General features: G+C 58.6%; 15 protein-coding genes. 8 read left to right on the forward strand and 7 right to left on the reverse strand.

Annotated features, from left to right (window positions below):
- Window positions 1–829, forward strand: an 829-nt coding sequence (locus J9893_RS20295) for an NnrS family protein (protein ID WP_210621936.1), incomplete at its 5' end; no start/stop codon positions are given.
- On the opposite strand, the gene J9893_RS20300 is transcribed toward J9893_RS20295, so the two are convergent.
- Window positions 830–1,402: an XRE family transcriptional regulator gene (locus tag J9893_RS20300; protein ID WP_010674223.1), complete on the reverse strand. Its 573-nt coding sequence runs from the start codon at window positions 1,400–1,402 to the stop codon at window positions 830–832. It abuts the gene before it with no gap.
- A 113-nt stretch (window positions 1,403–1,515) separates the two neighbouring features.
- Here J9893_RS20300 and J9893_RS20305 point away from each other — a divergent pair, with 113 nt between their 5' ends.
- Both J9893_RS20305 and J9893_RS20310 read left to right on the forward strand, forming a co-directional pair.
- A complete protein-coding gene (locus J9893_RS20305; protein WP_235690574.1) occupies window positions 1,516–2,667 on the forward strand; it encodes a benzoate/H(+) symporter BenE family transporter in 1,152 nt (383 codons plus the stop codon).
- A gap of 147 nt (window positions 2,668–2,814) precedes the next feature.
- Window positions 2,815–3,879 (forward strand): DUF3103 family protein, encoded by a 1,065-nt coding sequence (locus J9893_RS20310; RefSeq protein ID WP_128296906.1) that lies wholly within the window; start codon window positions 2,815–2,817, stop codon window positions 3,877–3,879.
- 63 nt (window positions 3,880–3,942) lie between these two features.
- Here J9893_RS20310 and metF read toward each other — a convergent pair whose 3' ends face one another.
- A complete protein-coding gene (metF, locus tag J9893_RS20315) occupies window positions 3,943–4,839 on the reverse strand; it encodes a methylenetetrahydrofolate reductase (protein ID WP_010674220.1) in 897 nt (298 codons plus the stop codon).
- A gap of 327 nt (window positions 4,840–5,166) precedes the next feature.
- Here metF and J9893_RS20320 point away from each other — a divergent pair, with 327 nt between their 5' ends.
- Window positions 5,167–5,958: a GNAT family N-acetyltransferase gene (locus J9893_RS20320; RefSeq protein WP_210600705.1), complete on the forward strand. Its 792-nt coding sequence runs from the start codon at window positions 5,167–5,169 to the stop codon at window positions 5,956–5,958.
- Between the two features lie 60 nt (window positions 5,959–6,018).
- Here J9893_RS20320 and J9893_RS20325 read toward each other — a convergent pair whose 3' ends face one another.
- From J9893_RS20325 to J9893_RS20335, 3 genes are all read right to left on the reverse strand, one after another.
- Window positions 6,019–7,482 (reverse strand): ABC transporter substrate-binding protein, encoded by a 1,464-nt coding sequence (locus tag J9893_RS20325; protein WP_143236981.1) that lies wholly within the window; start codon window positions 7,480–7,482, stop codon window positions 6,019–6,021.
- 8 nt (window positions 7,483–7,490) lie between these two features.
- Entirely contained in the window at window positions 7,491–9,470 is a 1,980-nt protein-coding gene (locus J9893_RS20330) for a methyl-accepting chemotaxis protein (RefSeq protein WP_143236980.1), read from the reverse strand.
- Window positions 9,471–9,667: 197 nt separating this feature from the next.
- Window positions 9,668–10,279: an OmpW family outer membrane protein gene (locus J9893_RS20335; RefSeq protein WP_119197210.1), complete on the reverse strand. Its 612-nt coding sequence runs from the start codon at window positions 10,277–10,279 to the stop codon at window positions 9,668–9,670.
- A 325-nt stretch (window positions 10,280–10,604) separates the two neighbouring features.
- On the opposite strand from J9893_RS20335, the gene J9893_RS22010 reads away from it, so the two are divergent.
- A complete protein-coding gene (locus J9893_RS22010; RefSeq protein ID WP_010674215.1) occupies window positions 10,605–10,730 on the forward strand; it encodes a hypothetical protein in 126 nt (41 codons plus the stop codon).
- A gap of 115 nt (window positions 10,731–10,845) precedes the next feature.
- On the opposite strand, the gene uvrA is transcribed toward J9893_RS22010, so the two are convergent.
- A complete protein-coding gene (gene uvrA / locus J9893_RS20340) occupies window positions 10,846–13,674 on the reverse strand; it encodes an excinuclease ABC subunit UvrA (RefSeq protein WP_210600704.1) in 2,829 nt (942 codons plus the stop codon).
- A 92-nt stretch (window positions 13,675–13,766) separates the two neighbouring features.
- Entirely contained in the window at window positions 13,767–14,405 is a 639-nt protein-coding gene (locus J9893_RS20345; protein WP_010674213.1) for a LuxR C-terminal-related transcriptional regulator, read from the reverse strand.
- 517 nt (window positions 14,406–14,922) lie between these two features.
- Here J9893_RS20345 and J9893_RS20350 point away from each other — a divergent pair.
- From J9893_RS20350 to J9893_RS20360, 3 genes are all read left to right on the forward strand, one after another.
- Window positions 14,923–15,492 (forward strand): single-stranded DNA-binding protein, encoded by a 570-nt coding sequence (locus tag J9893_RS20350; protein ID WP_104452170.1) that lies wholly within the window; start codon window positions 14,923–14,925, stop codon window positions 15,490–15,492.
- Window positions 15,493–15,656: 164 nt separating this feature from the next.
- Complete coding sequence (locus tag J9893_RS22110; protein ID WP_041207317.1) at window positions 15,657–16,979, forward strand: site-specific integrase; 1,323 nt, start codon at window positions 15,657–15,659, stop codon at window positions 16,977–16,979.
- Window positions 16,976–17,326: a hypothetical protein gene (locus tag J9893_RS20360; RefSeq protein ID WP_210600701.1), complete on the forward strand. Its 351-nt coding sequence runs from the start codon at window positions 16,976–16,978 to the stop codon at window positions 17,324–17,326. Before J9893_RS22110 ends, J9893_RS20360 begins: the two co-directional genes overlap by 4 nt.
- Window positions 17,327–17,452: the final 126 nt, after the last annotated feature.

A 17,452-nucleotide genomic window follows, 5' to 3' on the forward strand; every position in this document is an offset into this window, starting at 1 on the left:
GGCCTGGTTGCCCCTCTGTACGTGGTTCCTCGCCAGACCCATCATAGTGACGCGCCAGTGGCGCAATCTCTTTTTTGTTCCCCTGCTTCTCGTGTTGACCCTGCTCAATACCGCTTGCTGGCGGTGGCATGCCGAATGGCCATTGGTGGAACATATCCTGCTTGCAACCGTGCTCCTCTTCACGACCCTGATTGCCGTCATGGGAGGACGTGTCATTCCCTTCTTTACCGCCAGAGCCACTGGGACGGAAAAAGCATTACCACTGCCGTGGCTGGAGCGCATTGCCCTCGCGTCTCTGTGGCTCATCCTGCTGCTCTGGTTGGTGCTCCCGACACAGTGGGTCATCGGAATTCAGATGTTCCCTCTATATATAGTGGCGGCAGGGGCTCACCTCTACAGGCAGCTGCGCTGGCGACCCGGAACCACGTTGGCCCAGCCCCTGCTGTGGTCGCTTCACCTGGCCTACCTCTTTATCCCACTGGGGCTGACCGCCCTGGCGGCACGCACGGCTGGCTGGCCGATTGCCTTGTCACTGGCCAGCCATCTGTTCAGCGCGGGCAGCATGGGGGCCATGATCCTCGGGATGATAGCCCGTGTATCCCTCGGACACAGTGGCAGAGCCCTGCAGATAGGACGCAGGATCACGGCGGCATTTGCACTGGTGATCCTGTCCGCGCTGTTGCGGGTCTTGCTCCCTCTCTTTTGGCCAAATCTCACCCTCACGGGATGGAACCTCAGCGGATGGAGCTGGGTTGCCGCCTACGGTCTGTTCATCTGGGTTTATACCCCCATACTGACCAGTCCCAGGGCGGATGGCCGCCCCGGCTAATCATCGCGTGGCCATGGCCGGATAGTGGATCAGATTGTGGAAGATGGCGGGAGCGACCCCAAGATTGCGATAGCCATGGGTACGGTCCGCTGCAAATCGGACGGCCTCACCCTGATCGAGGGAACGCCACGCCCCGTCAACCAGTACCTCCATCACACCGCTGATGACGATGACATGTTCGGTCACTCCGGGTTCATGGGGTTCTGACTCCCGCTGGTAGCCAGGTAGCAGGGTCAGTTCGAACAACTCGAAACCAAAGCGGGCCTCATAGGGGAAAAGCGGGGCAACCTGCATCCCCTCTCCCGCCGGCTGCTGTCGAATATCATCGGCAATACGGTATACCGTCTCTCCCTGTGCCGCTGGTGTCGGCTCAATGAAACTGGAGAAAGAGACCCGAAAACCGGTGGCAATCTTCCACAATGTTGCCACCGTCGGGCTGGATTCACCTCGCTCGATCTGTCCCAGCATGGCCTTGCTCACCCCCGTTTCACGGGCGGCCATATCCAGGCTCCATCCTCTTTCAGTGCGCAGCCCTTTCAATCGCTGGGCCAGATAGCGACTCATCTCCTGCATCTGTTCTCCGATTTCTTCGAGCCATATTGTGCGCCATAACGCACAGCGTTATAGTCAAAACCACATTGTACGCAATAGCGCACAAGCTATCAGCATCCACAAGGAAGTTTCCCATGCCCCTAGCCCTCCCCCACATGGTCGCGGGACTCATCGCCGTATTGGTGGGTTACACGAGTTCTGTCATCTTGATCATCCAGGCCGCCACGGCCGCCGGTGCCGATGCAGCCCAGGTCTCTTCCTGGTTATGGACACTGGGTATCGGCATGGGGGTCAGCTGCATCGGCCTCTCCCTCTATTACCGGATGCCTGTCTTGACGGCCTGGTCCACCCCGGGTGCCGCCCTGCTCATCACCAGCCTGGGGAACTTCAGTCTGGCGGAGGCCATCGGCGCCTTCATCATCTCTTCACTGCTGATCACCCTCTGCGGCATCAGCGGCTGGTTCGACAGGCTGATGCGTCACATTCCCGCCCCACTGGCGGCCGCCATGCTGGCCGGAGTCTTGCTCAGGTTCGGGCTGGATCTCTTCAAGGTGGCACCGCAAGATCCTCTGCTGCTTGGCACCTTGCTACTGGCTTTCTTGCTGGGTCGCCACCTCTGGCCCCGCTACACCATGGTGCTGGTCCTGGCGGCCGGCATGCTGCTCTGCACCCTGAGGGGCGAGCTGCAACTCAACGAGGTTCACTGGCAACTTTCCACCCCGGTCTGGATCTCGCCAGCCTTTTCCATCGACGCCCTGCTCGGCATCGCACTCCCGCTCTTTCTCGTTACCATGACCTCGCAAAACATACCGGGCATTGCCATCCTGCGCGCCCACGGCTATCAACCGGCCACTTCTTCCCTGATTGGCTGGACCGGATTCATCGGCGTGCTGCTGGCACCGTTTGGCGGCTATGCCTTCAACCTGGCCGCCATCACTGCCGCCATCTGCATGGGCAAGGAAGTGGATCACGATGTCACTCGACGCTGGCCTGCTGCCGTGTGGGCTGGATGTTTCTACCTGCTCACAGGCTGTTTCGGTGCCACCGTGGTTGCCCTGTTCAGCGCATTCCCTGCGGTGCTGGTCACCTGCGTGGCCGGGCTGGCGCTGCTCGGCACCATAGGCAGCAGCTTGCACAGCGCCTTGCAGCAGGACGAGGAGCGGGAAGCCGCGCTACTGACTTTCCTCGTGACTGCCTCGGGGATCACCCTGCTCGGGGTCGGGTCTGCCTGCTGGGGATTGCTGATCGGAGTGACATTGCATCAAGTCAACCGGCTCCGTGCCTGACCTGACCATCTGGGGAGACTCCAGTGAAACGCAGCACATAATCCTGAGAAGAGCGTTCACATATGAACCTTATTCCTTTCTAGTGAGAAAACGGCGCAGATCCTTCCCGACAAGCGCCGTTGTCAGACTCAATACTGGAGAACGAAGATGAGGAATCAGGCTGTCATTTTGTTACTGGCACTGCTGGGCGCCACCACGACCCAGGCTGCCGACACCGATCGGGAGCTGGCACGCCAGCTCGCGCTGCAGCAGAAGAACCTGCTGCCACTCCTGAACAATCAGGAATACCAGAGCCCGCTGCCCAACCTGCTGCCAAAGGCCAGCCCGCGTCTGAAGCGCCAGGCTCGGGATGCCAACCAGGCGGCCATCAGTCGGCAAGGGCTGGATGGCGAGGTCAGGGAACTGATGCAACTGCGGCTGGCCAATCCGGATCAGGCGGATGCACTGCAACAAGGGGTTGAGCCACTGGTTGCCTACATACCAAGTGGTGACGAAAAGAGCTGGAGCGCCATCGAGGCGTTCGACAGCGCCGGCAGCCCGATCTATCTCGATGTGAACCAGCCGCCGGCGCGGCCGGTACTGGTGGTGGAGGCAGATCCGGTCAAAGCCAAGAATGCCGGCCTGAAGGTGATGCGAAAGGCGCTGGCTGCCGCCGACATGCAGGTGACGCCCCGTGCCACCAGCAACACCACGCCCCTCAAGACCAGCATTCTCAAGAAGATCAGGCTCAACGATGATCAGGAGCCCTGGCTGCTGGGCGCCGCCGAGGTCTATGCCGTCGTGGCCGGGGTCAATCCTGGCAGGGACGAGCCCGTGGTGGATATCGTCGACATGCCCTATCTCGACTACGACAACACCGACTACACCCCCAACCAGATCCTGGTCTATTGGGATCGCTACCGCTGGGGAGCCGTCGACGTGGTCATGATGGAGCAGGATGACAACGTCAATTACAAGGAGCTGAGTGCCCTCCTGATTGACGCACTCAAACTCGGCTTCACTGCGGGCGGCGTACCCGAGGCCCTGCCCTTCCTCGACCTTGGCGGTCGTATCGTCAAGGCACTCCCGGACTCCTGGATGACCAACAACGACGACTACCTCGACACCTTCTATACCCTGGAGCAGGACCAGAGCTATCACCAGTATCCCGGTGCCGCCGGCAATGCAGTCATCGATCTCGAGCCCAGGGAGATCCAGCCAACCCGGCCCTGACTGTCGCCCAAAACAAAAAGCCAATGAGAAGACTCATTGGCTTTTCTGTATCAGAGCCGCAGATCAGGCCTGACCTTTCGGCCTCACACCCAGTGTGTGACAGATGGCGTAGGTCAGCTCTGAGCGGTTCAGGGTATAGAAGTGGAAATCCTTCACCCCTTCCTGACTCAGCACACGCACCTGGTCGATGGCAATGCTGGCTCCCACCATGTTGCGCGTCATCTGATCGTTTTCCAGCCCTTCGAAACGCTGGTGCATCCAGCGCGGGATCTTCACGTTGGTGAAACCGGCAAACTTGGCCAGGGTCTGGTAGTTGGAGACCGGCAGTATCCCCGGCACGATCTCCGCATCGATACCGATGGCGGCGCAGCGATCCCGAAAACGCAGATAGGTCTCCACATCGAAGAAGAACTGGGTAATAGCCCGGTTGGCACCGGCATCTATCTTGCGCTTGAGGTTGAGCAGGTCGGATTGCGCACTGCGAGCCTCGGGGTGGCCTTCCGGATAAGCGGCGACCGAGATATCGAAATCGGCTTCGGATTTGAGCAGGGCGACCAGGTCGGTGGCATACATGTCAGGCTTGTCGAGGCCGGGAGGCAAGTCTCCGCGCAGGGCCACGATATGGCGAATGCCGCTGTTCCAGTAATCACGGGCAATGGTGCGCAGCTCGTCACGGCTGGCGTCGATACAGGTCAGGTGCGGGGCGGCGATGAGCCCGGTGCGCTCCTTGATGTCCTTGATCACCTTGTGAGTGCGGTCCCGGGTGCCCGAGTTGGCGCCATAGGTAACAGAGACGAATTTGGGCTCCAGCACCTGCAGGCGCTCGATGGACTGCCAGAGGGTGTTCTCCATCCCTTCGCTGTTGGGCGGGAAAAACTCGAAACTGACCGATATGTCGCCACCCAGATCCGCCAAACTCTGGTTGAGTGCCTCAACCTGACGCGCGCTGTGAAATCCCATCTGCTCTCTCCCTGTCCTGCAACCCATTCCTTCACGCCAAAACGGATGTTTGGACGTCTAAACGTCTTTCTATCTTTATGAGAAAACGGATCAAAGTCAATACCGATTTGTCAGCGACAAGGGGGATTGCCGATTTTTTTATTTTGCAATTCAACCTAAGTAATGAGCGACCCCATCCCAAAATGCTGTCAGGCACGCTATGATGCGGGCGGATCGTCCTGGACGTTCTGAATCTGCGTGTGATTGTTTGGCCGGGTTTCCCGGCCTTTTTTTAACTTCTTTCCCCGCCTGCCGATAAGCAATTCAAGCGTTTGCAGGAGCCCCATCATGGAAGATCACCCCGGTTTTGCCACCGATCTGCTGTTCGATCGCTATCAGGGCGAGGTGACGGATCATGATGCGTTCTGGACCGTGCGCACCCCGGGCTCTCCAGACTACTACTTCGGCAACTACCTGTTGCTGCCCACCCCCCCAAGCGATCGTGACAAGGGCTGGCTCGAGGCCAGTTTCGACAGGCTGATTGGCTGGGATCCCCGTATCCGCCACCGCACCTTCCAGTGGCCCCTCGCCGCAGGCCAGAACAGCCGGGTCGCCGGGTTCGTAGCGGCGGGGTACCAATACATGGAGTGCGTGGTACTGGCGCTGGATGCAATGGAGTGGCAAGCCCCCACCGGCAGCGAACTGACCCCGGCGCGCCCGTTCACCGCGGCGGACTGGGATCAGTGGCTCGCCTTCGAGCTGGCAGAGCGGGATCCCGCCCATTCGGAGGAGCGCTATCTTCCCTATCTCTTGTCACGCCGCCAGCTCTATCAGGCCATGATCGATGACGGGCTCGGACAGTGGTGGGGGTTATGGCACCAGGATCAACTGGTTGCCAGCTGCGGACTCTTCTTCACCGGCACCCTGGGACGCTTTCAACTGGTGCGCACGCACGCAGAGTGGCGAAACCGGGGGCTCTGTCGTCTGTTGCTGAGCCAGGTCGCACGCCAAGGACTGGCACGGGCCAGTTCGCTCATCATAGTGGCAGACGAGCACTATCACGCCCAGCGGGTCTATCGCGCTCTGGGTTTCGTGCCGGTGGCCCGTATTGGCAGCCTGTGCCGCTTGCCACGGGAATGACAGGTCATCACGCAGATGCAAAACGGGAGGCCTTGGCCTCCCGTTTTGCATGGTGAACCATCAGGGCTGTGCCCCCTCCAGTTCGCTGGCGAGCGCCTCCTCCACTTCGGCAGGAGACGCTGGAGCGACGGCTCCGGACACCGGTTCTGACGGAGGCTGGGTCGCGCTTGCTCCGGAAGGCGCTTGTCCATCCGGCACCACAGGCGCAGCCGGCTCGGTCCCGATGGCACCCGACACAGGGACGGCAGGCACGCTCGCCTCACACTGACACTCCTGTCCCTTGCCCTGGTTGCCCTGATGGGGGGCATACCACCCTTTCAACCCCTGTTCCAGGCGATCGGCCGCCGCCTTGGGTGCCACGGTTCCCAGCAATACCTGCTGGCTCACCTCGGCCAGTTCATCCCCGAGCTTGGGAGTGCCGCGGGAGAGGATCTGGGTGGCAACCCGGATGGTGGAATCGCACTGATCCCGCCACTCCATCATCTCTCTGGCCGCCGGATTGGTGGCTTCAAAGAAGTGGTTGGAGAGCGAGAAGAAGCCGGGCAGCGAGTTGGTATAGAGCTCGGCAAACTGGGGAGTGGTCAGCCACTGCAGGAAGGTCATGGCGGCCTCCTTGTTCTTGCTGGCCGGATTCATCCCCATACCGATGTCGGTGTGATCGGTGAAGAAACAGCCATCCCCCTGCTTTGCCACGGGCGGGCGCATGACACCGAAGTCCACCTTGCCGGTGAAGGGGGCGATCTCCCAGGATCCCGCAGCATAGAAGGCAGCCTTACCCGAGGTGAACAGCTCGTTGGTGGTGGCGTAGTCGCGGCTCTCGCCCCCCTCCCCCAGGTAGTCACGCCAGCGGGCCAGCTCCTCGAACACCTTGACGTATTGCGGGTTGTTGAAGCGCTCCTGGCCCCCGATCAGCGCCAATCGACCATCCTCCCCCTTCCAGTAGTTGGGGCCTATGTTCTGGAAACCGAGCTCGGAGGCAACCCAGCTCTCCGAGCCGCTCACGGCGAGGGGAACATAGCGACCATCCGCCTTCACCTTGTCCAGGGCCGCGAAGAATGCCTCGCGGGTCTGGGGAACCGTCAGCCCCAGCTCACTGAAAATCTTCTTGTTGTAGAAGAAGCCGTGAATCACCGATGCCATGGGTACGCAGAAAGTCTGGGCGCCACTGTCGGTCTGCCAGGGGGATTGGGCAAAGCTCGGGAAGTTCTCCATCCCCGCCATCTCGCTCAGCTCCACCAGATGGCCCGCCTTGAACAGGGCCAGGGAGTCGTCAAACGGGCGGCAGGTGATGAGATCCCCCGCCTTGCCCGCCTTGAGGCTGGCCCAGAGGGTCGGCATGTACTCGACGTTCTGCACCCCGTTGAATTTCACCTGAATACCCGGGTGGGCGGCCTCGAATGCAGGAATGATCTTCTGTTCCCACAAGGCCTTGTCATCTATGCGCCAGCTCTCTATCACCAGCTCGCTGGCCATCAGCTGGCCACACAACAGGAGACTCAGGGCCCCGATCCACTTGTTAGCCATAAGTCCTCCTACACCTTGAAATGGGCGATCAATTGCTGCTGCTTGGCGACCAGATCCGCCAGCACCTCACTGCTGCTGGCCGATTCCCGCGCCTCCCGCTCGGTCTCGTAAGCCACATCCGCAATGCCGGCGACATGACGGGCAACCCCCTGACTCACGGAGATCTGTTCCTGGGCGGCATGAGCCACCTGATCCGCCATCGCCTTGATGGCACTCATCCGCTCGGCAATGGATTGCAACGCCTCGTCCATCACCCGGGTCTGGGCCACGCAATCCTGGGTCTGCTCCTGGCTGCGCGCCATCACGGCCACCACGTGCTTGCTGGAACTTTGCAGGTTCTCGATCATGGCCTGGATCTCCTCGGTCGAGGTCTGGGTCCGGTTCGCCAGTGCCCGTACCTCGTCCGCCACCACCGCGAAGCCGCGACCGGCGTCCCCCGCCCGGGCCGCCTCGATGGCCGCGTTCAGCGCCAGCAGGTTGGTCTGCTCGGCGATGCTGCGGATCACGTCGAGGATGCTGCCGATGTTGTCGCTGAACTCCCCCAGCTTGTGGGTGATGCCGACCGCCTCTTCCATGGCACCCGCCAGTTGTTCGGTGATCTGGCGCGTAGTCGCCACCTGTTTGCGTCCGGCGCGGGCCTCTTCGTCCGCCAGGTCCACCTCGCGCTTGGTGCCGTCAGTGGAGCGCGCCACCTCGGTCGCACTCACCTCCAGCTCGGTGATGGCGGCAGCCACCTGATCGGTCTGGCTCTTCTGATCCTGCACCCGTGACATGGCCCGCTCGCTTATCTCGGCGGCGCGGCTCGCCTCGTCCACCAGATGGCGCGAGCCGGCATTGATCTGGGCGAGCAGTTCGCCAGTCTTGTCTGCCAGGGTATTGATCGAGCGGGTCAGGCTGCCGAACTCGCAGCGGCTCTGGTAGTCGATGCGCCGGGTCATGTCACCCGTGGCCATGCGATCCAGCTCCCGATCGATGAGTTGCAGCGGACGCTGGATGCTGCGGGCTGTGGTGTAACCGATGAGGAGCGCGGCGGCCGCGGAGATGGCCGACACGATCAGGATCCAGGCGCTGGCGCTGCTGACGGCGTCATCCGCCCCGATCCGGCTCGCGCTGGCAATGCTGCCCGCCGATTTGGCCATCTCGTCCAGCAGCGCCAGGCTGTTGACCAGACTGGTGTCGAGCTGCTGGTTCAGGGACTGCAGCGAGGCCGCCAGTTGCTGGCCATTGCGCATGGTCGCCAGCAACCCTTTCGGGCCGAGGGCCAGCTCCTGCATCCGATCGAGGTTGACGATGAAACGCTGCCTCACGTCATCGGGCACCTGCACCCGTTCGAGCCGTTTGCGTGCCATCTCGATATCCTTGCCGAGCACCTTCTCCAATTCATTGAGATCGGTCTTGGCATCGGCCCGGCGGATGTTTTTCAGATCCCGGGCAATGCCGGAGGTGATGAGTTCGGCCTTGTTGCGCATGGAGCGTTTGCTCGCGGTCTGCTGCAGCAACAGATCGGCGGCCCACTGGTAGGTATCTTCCAGCCGGATGAACGCCAGCTCCAGTTCATGGCGCCGATCGAGTGCGGCCACCCACTGGCCGTGCTGGGTCAGCACCTGATCCGCCAGACCGTAGAACTCACGGGTCGCCCCGTCGACCTGGCGGAACCGCTCGCTCGCCTCGGCCACCCCGTCAAACCGGGCCATCTCCTTGCTCTGGGCCAGGAAACGCTCCTGCTGCGCCTTGAACTGGCTGGCCAGTTGCGGCAACTGGGCCGCCTCCTCGCTGGTTCTGTAGGTGAGCACCCAGCGGTTGCTGTCCTGCAGAGCGCCCTTGAGCCCGGCGACCGCGATCACCAGGGGGGTGGCACGATCAGAAACCTGGGAGAGCCCCTCGTTGATCCCCCGGATCTTCAGGATACTGATGAAGCCGAGCAGAACCAGCAACAACAGCATCAGCACGAAGCCGGCGATGATCCGCTGCACAATAGATAAACCCATGGAGGCATCCTCACTCGTTGGGGAAAGGGGTGAATGCCGAGGTTATCGGCAGCGGGGTGCAATGGAATAGCGGTTCGTGACGCGATGGCGGGCCAGATCACAGTTGGCGTGACATGGCAGGCAGAAAAGGGCCCGAACAGAGCCGGGCCAAAGAGACATGCTTGGTTGTCATGGCCGTGCACCGGCCACGTTTGTCATCAGAAGCGATAGCCGACGCCGAACATGAAGGCCACCGGATCGATGGAGGTGTTGATGGTACCCACGGCGGTATGCACATCGGTATCGATGTCGATGAGCCAAGCAGAGGCGTTGACGAACCAGCGGTCATTGATCGCCATGTCCAGGCCCACCTGACCCGCCATCCCCCAAGAGGAGTCCACGCTCACATCCGTCCCGGCCAGGGCACCGCGCCCTTCCTCGTCGAAGAAGGTAGTGTAGTTGATACCGGCACCCACATAGGGGCGCACCTTACTGTTGGCATCACCGAAGTAGTACTGCGCCATCAGAGTCGGCGGCAGGTGTTTGACCTTGGCGACCTCACCCAGGCCGGCAGTCGACACCGAGTGGGAGAAGGGGGTCGCGGCCAGCAGCTCGACACCCCAGTTGTCCGTCAACATGTAGGAGAGGGTCAGGCCAAGCTGCATGTTGCTGTCGATCTCCAGCTCGCCCGTCCCCAGCACGTTGTCACTGCTGGTCTGGGGAGAGACGAACGCCAGGCCACCACGGACCAAGATGTCACCGGCCTGATGTGCCATGGCGACGGGGGAAGCAAAAGCGGCTGCGATTAACAGAGGAAGGATCTTTGTCATCACATTATTCCTTTTTTGTTTTCTTTCTATGTTGCAAGCCCGAAAACTATAAAAGGATGTGAATGACCGGTTATTGATTTAGCTCAATAGTTATCAAGAAATAGATAGATGTACACAGCAGCTTTGATTGGGCAGTCAAACCGCAGATGAAAATAAAAAGTCATTCAAATACATGATGATGCCTTAAATTACCGCATCATCATGAAATGTAAAATACCAATTAAATACACCTTAAACACCTTCATATCACCTTTCAATTGTTGTTTAATTATGCCCCGGGGCGTATTTTATTAATGCGATGTAACCACGCTGTAATTTGAATTTTATGAAACCACAGACACGCAAAGACAAAATTCTCGGCATTCTTGCCGCCATCTGGGGGATAGGTTCCTTCCTCTTCATTCTGCTGGGTTTCCTGTTCGCCCTCGCCTTCCTGATGCTGACACACTGAGTCTGCCGGACGAGTCCCTCTGTTCTCCCTCTCATCCCTGGCCGGGCGCCAGATCGGCGCACCTCGCCACCGGCCAACAAAAAAGGGGCCTTGGCCCCTTTTTCTCGAGTGACGCTTATTTCTCCAGTAGAGGAGCGAGGAAGCGCGCCGTGTGGGACTCCTTGCAACGGCTCATCTCCTCAGGCGTACCCGTCACCAGAATACGGCCACCACCAGCGCCCCCTTCCGGGCCCAGATCAACGATCCAGTCCGCGGTTTTGATGACGTCCAGGTTGTGCTCGATGATGACGATGGTGTTGCCCCGATCCCGCAGTTGGTGCAGTACCTTGAGCAACTGCTGGATATCGTGGAAGTGCAGCCCCGTGGTCGGTTCGTCCAGGATGTAGAGGGTCTGGCCGGTGTCCCGCTTGGAGAGCTCCCGCGCCAGCTTGACCCGCTGCGCCTCGCCGCCAGAGAGCGTGGTAGCGGACTGACCGAGCCGGATGTAGGAGAGGCCCACGTCCATCAGGGTCTGCAGCTTGCGCGCCACCGCCGGCACCGGATCGAAGAAGGCACGGGCATCTTCCACCGTCATCTCGAGGATTTCGTGGATGTTCTTGCCCTTGTACTTCACCTCCAGGGTCTCGCGGTTGTAGCGCTTGCCCTTGCAGACGTCGCACGGCACGTAGACGTCCGGCAGGAAGTGCATCTCCACCTTGATGACCCCGTCCCCCTGGCACGCCTCGCAGCGTCCCCCCTTCACGTTGAAGGAGAAGCGGCCCGGCTGGTAGCCACGGGAACGCGCCTCCTGGGTGCCGGAGAGCAGCTCGCGGATCGGGGTGAACAGGCCGGTGTAGGTGGCCGGGTTGGAGCGCGGGGTGCGGCCGATGGGGCTCTGGTCGATATCCACCACCTTGTCCAGATGCTCCAGCCCCTCGACGCTGCGATAGGGCGCAGGCGTGGACTCGGTGGCCTTGTTCAGCTCGCGGTGGGCGATGCGGAACAGGGTGTCGTTGATCAGGGTCGACTTGCCGGAACCGGAGACGCCGGTGACGCAGGTCATCACTCCGATGGGCAGATCCAGGTTGACGTTGCGCAGGTTGTTGCCGCTCGCCCCTTTCAATTTCAGCCACTTGCCAGTGAGCGGGGTGCGCTCGGCCGGGATGGCGATCTGCTTGCGCCCGGAGAGGTAGTCACCGGTCAGGGACTCGGGGTTCGCGATGATCTCCTCCGGCGTCCCCTGGGCGACGATGGCACCGCCGTGCACGCCAGCCCCCGGGCCGATGTCGAGCACATGGTCGGCGAGGCGAATGGCATCCTCATCGTGCTCCACCACGATCACTGTGTTGCCGAGATCACGCAGGTGAGTCAGGGTCTTGAGCAGCCGCTCGTTGTCACGCTGATGCAGGCCGATGGAAGGCTCGTCCAGCACGTACATGACCCCCACCAGGCCAGCCCCGATCTGACTGGCCAGCCGGATCCGCTGCGCCTCACCACCGGAGAGGGTCTCTGCACTGCGCGACAGGCTCAGATAGTTGAGGCCGACGTTCACCAGGAAGCCGAGCCGCTCGACGATCTCCTTGAGGATCTTGTCCGCTATCTGGGCACGCTGACCGGACAGGTTCAACCCTTCGAAGAAGGCCAGGGCATCGCCGATGGACTGCTCGGCGATGGCGGGCAGGTTGCGATTGTCCACGAAGACGTGGCGGGCTTCTTCCCGCAGTCGGCTGCCACCGCAACTGGTACAGGACTTGTTGGCGATGTATTTGGCCAGCTCTTCCCGCACCGCGTTGGATTCGGTCTCCCGGTAGCGGCGCTCTATGTTGTGCAGGATCCCCTCGAACGGGTGCTTGCGCACCACCACGTCGCCGCGGTCATTCATGTAGCGGAACTCGATCTCGGTGCGCCCGGAACCACGCAGGATCACCTCCTGGGTCTTGAGCGGCAGATCCTCCCAGGGGGTCTCCAGGTCGAACTTGTAGTGATCGGCCAGGGATTTGAGCATCTGGAAGTAGTAGAAGCTGCGCTTGTCCCAACCACGGATGGCGCCGCCAGCCAGGCTCTGGCCTGGATCATGGATGAGCTTGGCGGGATCGAAATACTGCTGCACCCCGAGACCGTCACAGGTGGGGCAGGCCCCCGCCGGGTTGTTGAAGGAGAAGATCCGGGGCTCCAGCTCCGACATGGAGTAACCGCACTCGGGGCAGGCGAAGTTGGCGGAGAAGGTCATGGGGGCAACCTCATCCTCCCCGTCCATCGGCACCACCAGCACGATGCCGCCGGAGAGAGTCAGCGCCGTTTCGAACGATTCGGCCAGGCGCAGGGCCAGGTCATCGCGCACCTTGAATCTGTCCACCACCACCTCGATGGTGTGCTTCTTGTGCAGCTCCAGCGCGGGAGGATCCGACAGATCGCACACTTCGCCGTCGATGCGGGCGCGGATGTAACCCTGGGCCGCCAGGTTCTCCAGCAGCTTGGTGTGCTCCCCCTTGCGGTTGCGCACCACGGGGGCCAGCAGCATCAGCTTGGCGCCTTCGGGCTGGGCCAGCACCTGATCCACCATCTGGCTGATGGTCTGGGCCGCGAGCGGAATGGCGTGGGTCGGGCAGCGTGGCTCCCCGACCCGGGCGAACAGCAGCCGCAGGTAGTCGTAAATCTCGGTGATGGTGCCGACGGTCGAGCGCGGGTTGTGGGAGGTGGACTTCTGCTCGATGGAGATGGCAGGCGACAGCCCCTCGATGTGGTCCACGTCCGGCTTCTCCATCAGGGAGAGGAACTGGCGGGCATAGGCGGAAAGCGATTCCACATAGCGGCGCTGCCCCTCGGCATAGAGGGTATCGAACGCCAGGGAGGATTTGCCCGAACCGGACAGGCCGGTCACCACGATCAGCTTGTCACGTGGCAGGATCAGGTTGATGTTCTTGAGGTTGTGGGTGCGGGCACCCCGGATCACGATTTTTTCCATCTTGTTGCGCGCTCGATACGGGAACCAGAGCGGGCCAGTATGGCATAGAGACTACTGGATGAATAGACAGTCTTTCCTTCCGTGCCCCTTCCTCAGAGATACTCCTTGGCCCAGCTCACCGCCTGCAACCGGTTCTTGACGTTCAGCTTCTTGAAGACGTTGTAGAGATGGGATTTGACGGTGTGTTCGCTCACGAACAGGCTGTCGGCGATCTCGGTGTTGGAGGCCCCCGTCATCAGGTGACGCACGATCTCCTGCTCGCGGGCGGTCAGCAGCGTCTGCTGACGCTGAGGTTGCCCGCTCCCCTTGCGGTAGTAGTCCACCAGGTCGCACAGCAGGTGGCGCGGGATCCAGTACTCCCCCTGCAACACCTTGCGGATGCCGAAGACCAACCTGTCCAGCGTGTCCTGACGAAAGAAGAGCCCGCTGGTATGGGGCCACATCAGCAGCAGCTCTTTGTTGGTGCTGGTCGGGGCATTGAGCAACACGGCACTGGCCTCGCCAAAGCGCTGGCAGATGGCATTGCTCCACAGCTCCTGCTGGGTCGACTTGAGGTAGTCCAGATCGATCAGCAGCAAGGTTTTGGGGGCGCCCTCTGCAACGTCTGGCAGGTCATTCAGCTCCCCCACCAGCAAGATGGGCAGACCAAGCTCTTCACTGAGGTGACGCTGGAAACGGGAGGCTTGTGCGTTATTTTCGGTGATCAGCACCAGGAGGGAGTCGGGCGTCATCAAGAGAACTTCCTTGCACATTCGAGTCGGGGCTTTTTGGCAAGGAAGAGTACCAATCCCCCTCCTGGCTGCAGCATTAAAAAAGTATTAGACGCATCGGTGGCTCCTTTGAAGCCCAGCAATTTTCCAGCCAATACAATTGGCTAGCACGCCCCCCCCATTTGGGGGGTCAAGTAGTGCCGGTGCGCACCATAACAGCTCCGCCCTCTTCACGCAGCCTGCCCCAGCCGCCTCCCCTTGCTGGTGACACCTTACCTCGGGTAAGTTACTCAGGCTGTGGCGATCCATTGACGCCACAGTGGCAGGGAAGATGTGCGCTCATGCCCGCCAACTGGTACTATGGCGGCCAAACGCTGCGGCCGATCCATGACGCCTCTGCCGGCAAGCTCCGGCGCAGCCAGGACACTGAAGAGAGATGACACCCAGCCAGGGCGCGCATCTCGTTGCAAACAAACGCATTATTGAATGGGCCCAGGCATCTGGCCTGGCCGGTATACATAAGGGTGGAAGAGAGATTATGGCCAGTCGAGGCATCAACAAAGTCATTCTGATCGGTAACCTGGGGCAAGACCCGGAAGTGCGCTACATGCCGAGCGGCGGTGCCGTGACTAACATCACCCTGGCCACCTCCGATACCTGGCGCGACAAGCAGACCGGTGAGCAGAAAGAGCGCACCGAATGGCACCGTGTCGTCTTCATGGGCAAGCTGGCCGAAGTGGCCGGCGAGTACCTGAAGAAGGGCTCCCAGGTCTATGTGGAAGGCAAGCTCCAGACCCGCAAATGGCAGGATCAGAGCGGCCAGGAGCGCTACACCACCGAGGTGCTGGTCGACAGCTTCACCGGTGTGATGCAGATGCTGGGTGGCCGTCCGCAGGGCGGTGGCCAGGGCATGGGCGGCCAGTCATCCCAGGGCAACTGGGGCCAGCCGCAACAGTCTGCACCGCAACAGAACATGCAACGTCCTGCTGCCCCGCAGCAGAACATGCAACCGCAAGGCGGTTACGGCCGTCCGGCCCAGCAGCCGCAATCCGCCCCGCCGGTCTACAACGAACCGCCGATGGATTTCGACGACGATATTCCGTTCTAGATCTTGTAAAAGATGAAAGTGTAAGAATAAATCACTTTCACCATCTTGAGTGCAAAGCAACCCAGCAGAAATGCTGGGTTTTTTTATTTTTGCATTTCACTTGCCATCGCGATTTTCAGCACTATAACTTTATGTATGAGGAAAATGTAAGATTAGGATGCACAGTGTACAAGCTAGATAGATTGATTTTTGCAAATGGTGAACGTTATCCAGTCTTAATGGGCAATGATGGTATGCCTCATTTTCTTGCAACCCTCTGGGTGACAACAAAACTTCGTAGCAGCTTGTCGGTGAATACCATTTCAAATCGCCTAGGTGCATTAAAGTGGTTTCTTCAATGGGAAGAAAATAAACACAGAGACCTGTTCTCTGAGTTTCAGAAAGGTAAGTTTCTTAGCGACACTGACATTGACAACATCAGAGAACATCTCAGTCATGATATTTCTCATTTCAAAGGCTTAGCTAAAAGCAAAAAAACCAGAGATAAGGTCATTGATTTATTTAACACCCCAAGACTAATCAGTGTCACCCCCACAGTGGGACGTAATAACATTTACAATCGTGTGACAGCTATTGCAAGTTATTTAGATTTCATTGCTAGAGTAGCTGTACAGAACTGTAATAGCACTAAACTGCTCACAGAAATTAACAGTATGAATAAGCGCATACTTGCTGTTCGCCCTAAAGGCAAAGGTAAGAATGTTTTAGATAAACTAGATGGTAAAGACTTGCCAGATGGATTAATTGAGGAATTTATGGCTGTGGCACAATTTGACCACCCAAAAAATCCGTTCAAACACGCTTCGACAAAAAAGCGAAATCATCTTATGTTTTTACTTTTAAAAGAACTAGGCATACGAAGAGGTGAGTTACTCTCACTATCTATTGAATCGAACTTTCTAATGCTTCACGGCCCCCAAAAATTCATATGGGTAAAACGCCACCATGATGACATATATGATCCTCGCAAAAATCAGCCTGTAGCAAAGACGAAAGAAAGAATGTTGCGAATTAGAGATGAAACTGCGGCACTCATTGATGACTACATCATAAACATACGGGCAAAGACTCCGAACGCGAACAAGCATCCATACTTGTTTGTTACACATAGGAAGGGGAAAACTCAAGGACAGCCAATATCGACCAGCACATTTGACAGTATCATCGTGCCAACAATGAAATCTGTGGATGAGCGGTTCAAATCGATCCACCCACATTATTTTAGGCATAACTGGAACCAGTGGTTCTCCGAAATAATTGACAAAAACAATGATCTATCTAAAGACCCAAACAGTAACCGTAATTTTATTTCATCTAGTGAAGAAGCAAAAAGCCGAATGTATCAAATGGGGCACACATCAGAGAGCTCTGCCAAACCATATGTTGAACGCCATATTCGCAATAAGACAAACAAGCTAGTGCTTGAAGAGCAAGAAGAATTACAGAGACTAATTATTGAATCTCAAAAAAATAGAGGATATGAATGAATAAATATGATTACATTGAGGAAGAAAATGACGATCTCCCATCAACATTCAGCTCAAAAAAATTAGTATCAAAAGATGGATACAGCTTTGACTTTCACTCAGAATACTGGATGTTGAATAAAGATGTCAGCATTGCATTCATGCCGGATGTTTTATCTATGGAACCAAAACTGCTGGATGGATTTAAAAAAACACTAGCAACCTATGCTGAAGAACAATCAGCACACCATACATCAAATATGTATCTACGCTTTCAACGACTATTGCGAGACACTAAATTCAAAAATCTAGATGAGGATGTATTGCTCAATTGGCGAGCGATGCTTGATCCGACATTCCGCACCTGATTTAGGAATAAATTTGCCGATAGCGCTCACCCAATACCTCCAAAATGATCTGCTGGTCTCCTGTTAGCTCCGTTACTTGTGGCGGAGCTTCTCCCAGTCGATATTCATGGATGCCACCAAAGCGCA

The organism is Aeromonas sp. MaB10011B (genome assembly GCF_017939325.1).
Classification (GTDB): domain Bacteria; phylum Pseudomonadota; class Gammaproteobacteria; order Enterobacterales; family Aeromonadaceae; genus Aeromonas; species Aeromonas caviae.

Excerpts from the sequence above, each read along its gene's own strand:
- J9893_RS20300 (WP_010674223.1), bottom strand. The coding sequence starts at position 1,402 with ATGCAGGAGATGAGTCGCTATCTGGCCCAGCGATTGAAAGGGCTGCGC.
- J9893_RS20305 (WP_235690574.1), top strand. The coding sequence starts at position 1,516 with ATGCCCCTAGCCCTCCCCCACATGGTCGCGGGACTCATCGCCGTATTG.
- J9893_RS20310 (WP_128296906.1), top strand. The coding sequence starts at position 2,815 with ATGAGGAATCAGGCTGTCATTTTGTTACTGGCACTGCTGGGCGCCACC.
- metF (WP_010674220.1), bottom strand. The coding sequence starts at position 4,839 with ATGGGATTTCACAGCGCGCGTCAGGTTGAGGCACTCAACCAGAGTTTG.
- J9893_RS20320 (WP_210600705.1), top strand. The coding sequence starts at position 5,167 with ATGGAAGATCACCCCGGTTTTGCCACCGATCTGCTGTTCGATCGCTAT.
- J9893_RS20325 (WP_143236981.1), bottom strand. The coding sequence starts at position 7,482 with ATGGCTAACAAGTGGATCGGGGCCCTGAGTCTCCTGTTGTGTGGCCAG.
- J9893_RS20330 (WP_143236980.1), bottom strand. The coding sequence starts at position 9,470 with ATGGGTTTATCTATTGTGCAGCGGATCATCGCCGGCTTCGTGCTGATG.
- J9893_RS20335 (WP_119197210.1), bottom strand. The coding sequence starts at position 10,279 with ATGACAAAGATCCTTCCTCTGTTAATCGCAGCCGCTTTTGCTTCCCCC.
- J9893_RS22010 (WP_010674215.1), top strand. The coding sequence starts at position 10,605 with ATGAAACCACAGACACGCAAAGACAAAATTCTCGGCATTCTTGCCGCC.
- uvrA (WP_210600704.1), bottom strand. The coding sequence starts at position 13,674 with ATGGAAAAAATCGTGATCCGGGGTGCCCGCACCCACAACCTCAAGAAC.
- J9893_RS20345 (WP_010674213.1), bottom strand. The coding sequence starts at position 14,405 with ATGACGCCCGACTCCCTCCTGGTGCTGATCACCGAAAATAACGCACAA.
- J9893_RS20350 (WP_104452170.1), top strand. The coding sequence starts at position 14,923 with ATGGCCAGTCGAGGCATCAACAAAGTCATTCTGATCGGTAACCTGGGG.
- J9893_RS20360 (WP_210600701.1), top strand. The coding sequence starts at position 16,976 with ATGAATAAATATGATTACATTGAGGAAGAAAATGACGATCTCCCATCA.